The organism is Burkholderia sp. Ac-20345 (assembly GCF_017104825.1).
GTDB lineage: Bacteria > Pseudomonadota > Gammaproteobacteria > Burkholderiales > Burkholderiaceae > Burkholderia > Burkholderia lata_B.
Genome location: NZ_JAAGPO010000413.1, coordinates 1 through 2,949 on the forward strand (window position 1 = coordinate 1; position 2,949 = coordinate 2,949).

Sequence of the window (2,949 nt, forward strand, 5' to 3'; positions counted from 1 at the left end):
CCCGGCTCGGGCGCCGGGCCCGCGCGCGACACGAGCAGCGCGGCGGCCGCGTCGCCGTAGCCGACCAGGTCGCCGAACTGGCGGAAGAACGGGTAGAGCCACTTGTCGCTGAGGATCACGAGCGCCTGGTCGCCTTCGTCGAGCAGGCCGTCGAGCAGCATCAGCGCCGAATACCAGCCGAGCGTGCCGTTCTGGCCGAGCGCGAACGGCGTCACGTGCTGCAGGCCAAGCTCGTACTGCATGCGCCCGACGACCGAGTCGCCGATGCCTTCGTTGAGCGCGCAGCTCGCGACGATCACGTGGGTCGTGCGGGCCAGTTGCCCGGAGCCGAGCTGGTCGCGCAGGTCGAGCGCCGCATCGGCGGCGAGATCGGCAAGGCTGCGCCCGGGCGGCGCGACCCGCAGCGTGGGCCGCCCGCCCGGCGCGAGGCGCGTGCCTTCGTCTGGCGTCAGCGCACCCATCCCGCGCGGCCGCGCGAAGCGTGCCTGCGGCAGCAGCAGGTGGCGGTAGCCGGGATGGCGTTCCTGCGCCTGGATCGCGCTGAACACGACCGCGGGCGGCAGCACCACGACGCCGCCCGACAGGGCCAGCGTGCCGGGCTCGGCGACGCGGCGCGCGCCGAGGCAGGTTTCATCGAGCGTCGACAGGGTCATGCGGCGGTCTCCTCGTTCGTGCGCGCGAACGCGTCGCGATACTGGTTTTTTAGCGCGGGGCGGTCGATCTTGCCGTTCGGGTTGCGCGGCAATGCCGGCAGCGGCTCGACGACGAGCGGGCTCATGTAGGTCGGCAATGCGTCGCGGCAGGCGCGCGCGATGTCGGCGCGGCATGCATCGGCGTCGAGCGTCGATACGACGCACGCGGCGATCGCCTCGCCGAGCGACGCGTGCGGCACGCCGAACACCGCCGCCTCGCGGATGTGAGGCAGCGCGAACAGCACGTCCTCGACTTCGGTCGGGCTCACGCGATAGCCGGAGGTCTTGATCATGTCGTCGCCGCGCGCGACGAAATACAGGTAGCCGTCCGCGTCGCGGCGCACGATGTCGCCGGACCACACGGCGACGTCGGGGCGCGGGATCTCGCCGTGCCGGCGCGGCAGCGGGCGAAAGCGCTGTGCGGTCAGCTCGGGCCGGTTCCAGTACCCGAGCGTGACGAACGCGCCGCGATGCACGAGTTCGCCGGGCTCGTCGGCCGCGCATTCGTTGCCGTCCGCGCGCAGCACGAGGATCTCCGCGTTCGGCACGGCCTTGCCGATCGACGTCGGGCGCAGTGCGGCGTCGGCCGGCGGCAGGTACGTCGAGCGGAACGCTTCGGTCAATCCGTACATCAGGTAAGGTGCGGCGTTCGTGAACAGCGCCTGCAGGCGGTGCAGCAGCGGCGTCGCGAGATGCCCGCCGGTGTTCGCGAAGCGGCGGATCCGCGTGCGCGCCGTGTCGCTCCAGCCGGCCGACGCGAGCTGCATCCACAACGGCGGCACGCCGGTGATCGACGTCACGCCGAACGCGTCGCAATGGCGCGGCACTTCGGTGGGCTGCAGGAAGTCGAGCGGCGCATAGCACGCGCCGGACGCCAGCGCGGTCGTGAGCTGGCTCAGGCCCGCGTCGAAGCTGAGCGGCAGCACCCCGAGCACGACGTCGTCGTCGGCCAGCCCCTGGTACGCGGCGACGCTGTACGCGCCCGACACCAGGTTGCGATGCGACACGACCACGCCTTTCGGCTTGCCGGTCGACCCGGACGTGTAGAGCAGGGCGGCGGGATCGTCGTCCACCGGCCGGCCGGAGAGGGCCGGTTCCGGTGTGTCGGTGCCGGCCGCGTTGATCGCATCGGCCAGTTCCTCGATCAGCATCGCGCGGGCGCCGACGAGCGCGGCGAGCGCAGGCAGGCGCTTCAATCGCTGCACGCCGGTCATGAACAGCGCCGCGCCGCTGTCGGCGACGATGTGTTCGATCTGCGCTTCCTTCAACTGCGGATTGACTGGCACGAAGATCGCGCCGAGCGCGTTGGCCGCGAGCATCGCGACCACGGTTTCGATGCGTTTCGGCGCGTAGATCGCGACGCGCTCGCCGGGCTGCACGCCGCGCGACGCGAGCGCGGCGGCGGCACGGCGGACCGCGCGTGCGAGCTGTTCGTAGGTCATCGTGCCGCCGCCGTCGGCATACGCGGGGTGTTGCGGCCAGCGCGCGGCGCCATGTTCGAGCAGGTCGGCGACGCTGATCAGGGCGTTCATGATCGGCTCCTCTCTCAGGTTGGTCTAGGCAGGCCGCACGTACACGTGCGCGGCTTCGTGGGACAGGAAATGCGCCATCGAGTACGTGCGGTGATACGCGCCGCAGCGCGCGAACACGGCGATGTCGCCGACCTGCGGCGGGGCGCCCGTATCGTCGCGGCCGATCACGTCCGCGCGGCTGCAGGTGCTGCCGACATAGATCGTCGGCACGCCACGCGCCGGCTGCGCGGGCGTGCGGCGCACGAGCGACGGCGCGGCGAGGCGGCGCATCACCGATTCGGTCTGCGCGAGCAGGAACGCATGCGACAGCCCGCCGTCGCAGACGGCGATCGTGCGGTCCTGCCACGTCTTCACCGCGACGACGCGCGTCGCGAACACGCCCGCATCGGCAAAGATCGCGCGGCCGGATTCGTGTGCGAGCGAGTACTGGCCGGCCAGCGGGGCGAGCGCGGCGGCATAGCGCTCGAACGCGGCGTCGCCCGGGTGATCGTCGGCGAAGCCGCCGCCGAGGCTCAGCGACGCGAGCGGGGCGCCGTTGGCGGGTGCGAGATCGCGGGCGAGCGCCGCGAGCCGTTCGGGCAGCACGAGCGTGTCGGGTTGCGTCGGGTCCTGGCGGATGAACGAATGCGGGCCGGAGAACACGTGCAGCCCGGCTACCGGCAGGCCGGCGGCGGCGAGCGTGCGCACCGCGTCGTGCGCCTCGTTCGGCGTCATCCCGAAGTGGT

General features: G+C 72.3%; 1 protein-coding gene and 2 pseudogenes. All 3 read right to left on the reverse strand.

The window, feature by feature from the left end; all coding sequences use genetic code 11:
* Positions 1–653 (reverse strand): annotated as a pseudogene (locus G3O06_RS47440) (hypothetical protein); the annotation flags it as partial.
* Positions 650–2,224, reverse strand: coding sequence for an acyl-CoA ligase (AMP-forming), exosortase A system-associated (locus tag G3O06_RS47445; protein ID WP_205820211.1), 1,575 nt, complete (start codon positions 2,222–2,224; stop codon positions 650–652). The pseudogene G3O06_RS47440 and the gene G3O06_RS47445, both read right to left, overlap by 4 nt.
* 24 nt (positions 2,225–2,248) lie before the next feature.
* Positions 2,249–2,949 (reverse strand): annotated as a pseudogene (locus G3O06_RS47450) (PLP-dependent decarboxylase); the annotation flags it as partial.

What these genes read in the sequence shown, in the direction of transcription:
- G3O06_RS47445 (WP_205820211.1), bottom strand. Translation starts at nt 2,224, where the DNA reads ATGAACGCCCTGATCAGCGTCGCCGACCTGCTCGAACATGGCGCCGCG.